The 1,984-nt window shown below is 73.2% G+C and carries 2 protein-coding genes; one reads left to right on the forward strand and one right to left on the reverse strand.

The genetic code is table 11. The features are described 5' to 3' along the window. A partial coding sequence (locus AB0C29_RS45870; RefSeq protein ID WP_360834306.1) for an acyl-CoA dehydrogenase family protein occupies window positions 1-713 on the reverse strand: 713 nt, incomplete at its 3' end. Window positions 714-804: 91 nt separating this feature from the next. Between AB0C29_RS45870 and AB0C29_RS45875 the strand changes: the two genes are divergently transcribed. Further along, on the forward strand, window positions 805-1,716 hold the full coding sequence (locus AB0C29_RS45875) for a 5'-3' exonuclease (protein ID WP_360834308.1): 912 nt from the start codon (window positions 805-807) through the stop codon (window positions 1,714-1,716). Window positions 1,717-1,984 lie beyond the last annotated feature (268 nt).

Consider the following 1,984-nt stretch of genomic DNA (forward strand, 5'->3'; position numbering starts at 1 on the left):
GCCTGCATGGCGATCCGGAAGCCCTGGCCCTCCTCGCCGACCAGGCGCTCGACCGGCACCCGGGCGTCGTCGAAGACGATCTGGGCCGGCGGTGACGAGCGCAGGCCCATCGTCTTCTCCGGCACCTGCGGCAGGATCCCGGGCGTGTCGGCGTCGGCGACGATGCAGGAGATCCCGGCCGGGCCGGGGCCGCCGGTGCGGCAGAAGATGTTGTAGAAGTCGGCCTGGCCGCCGTGGGTGATCCAGGCCTTGGTGCCGGTGACGACCCAGTCGTCACCGTCGCGCACCGCCCGGGTGGTCAAGGCCGCGGCATCGGAGCCGCCCTGAGGCTCGGAGAGACAGTACGCGCCCAGCAGGTCACCGCCGAGCAGCTCCGGCAGACTCTTGCGCTGGCGCTCGGTGCCGTACGCGGAGATCGGGTAGCACGACAGCGTGTGCACGCTGACGGCTTCGGCGATGGCCAGCCAGGAACCGGCCAGGATCTCCAGGACCTGGAGATAGACCTCGTACGGCTGACCGGCGCCCCCGTCCGCCTCGGGATAGGGCAGGCCCAGCAGCCCGGCCCGGCCGACCGTCCGCAGCACGTCGCGCGGGAACAGGCCCTCCTGCTCGTACTTGGCGACCCGGGGAGCCAGCTCGCCGTCGGCGATCTCCCGGGTCAGGCCCAGCAACTCGTACGCCTCGTCCGTTGGCAGCATCCGCTCGACCGTCACACCAACCAGCTTAACGGTCGTTTGGTTTCCCGTCAGCCTCAGCCCCGGCGCGCCCGCGGAAGTGTCGGTGGTTGGCACTAGGTTGGGACCCGTGACTCAGCGACCTCTGCTGGCGGTCGACGCCCCCAGCCTGTATTTCCGCGCGTTCCACGGCATCCCCGAGTCCGCGGCCCGCACGCAGGCGGGTGAGCCGGTCAACGCCATCCGCGGCTTCCTCGACATGATCGCCCAGCTGATCCGCACCCGGCACCCGGACCGCCTGGTCTGCGCGCTGGACGCCGACTGGCGCCCGGCCTGGCGGGTCGCGCTCGTCCCGTCGTACAAGAAGCACCGCGTCGCCCACGGCGCCGTCGAGGAGGTCCCCGCGGCCCTGGAGAAGCAGGTCCCGGTCCTGCTCGAAGTCCTGGCCGCGGTCGGCATCCCGGCCTTCGGCGTCTCCGGGTACGAAGCGGACGACGTCCTGGGCACCCTCGCCGCCACCCAGCCCGCCCCGGTCGAGGTCGTCTCGGGCGACCGCGACCTGTACCAGCTCGTCGACGACACCCGCGGCACCCGCCTGCTCTACTGCGGCCGCGGCGTCGCCAAGCTGGAGGACAGCGACAACGCCGCGGTCGAGGCCAAGTACGGCGTCCCGGCCCGCTGGTACGCGGACTTCGCGGCCATGCGCGGCGACCCGAGCGACGGCCTGCCCGGCGTGCCCGGCGTGGGTGAGAAGACAGCCGCCCGGCTGATCGCCCGCTACGGCGGCATCGAGCAGATCCTGGCCGCACTGGACGACAAGGACGCCGGCTTCGCCCCGGGCCTGCGCACCAAGCTCGACTCCGCCCGGGACTACCTGGCGGCCGCGCTGCCGGTCTGCAAGGTCGCGCTGGACGTGAAGCTGCCCGACTTCGACCCGGCGCTGCCGACCTCACCGAAGGACCCGGAGGCACTGCTCGCGCTGGCCGAGCGCTGGAACCTCGCGGGTTCGGCCCGACGCCTGGTCGACGCCCTCGCGGGCTGAGCCCGGGCCGATTGCTCCGCCCGGTGGCGGGGAGGGCTGTGCGCGGACGACATCGGGAGCGCGGCTTCCCGGTGTCCGGGCCGGTCGGATACACCCAGAGCCCCAGACGTGGGCGTCGATGACCGGGCCGGCAAGCAGCCCGCGCCATGGACCTGCGAGTGGGCGCCGCCAGCGGCGCGGCCCTGGCCACGGTGCTGATCCGCCGTCGCTCTGCACCGCCCGCTAACGAGCCCGGCGATACGTCCGGGCCGCGCACCGTCGCGGCCCG

The sequence above is a fragment of the Actinoplanes sp. NPDC048791 genome, from assembly GCF_040650095.1.
Taxonomy (GTDB): domain Bacteria; phylum Actinomycetota; class Actinomycetes; order Mycobacteriales; family Micromonosporaceae; genus Actinoplanes.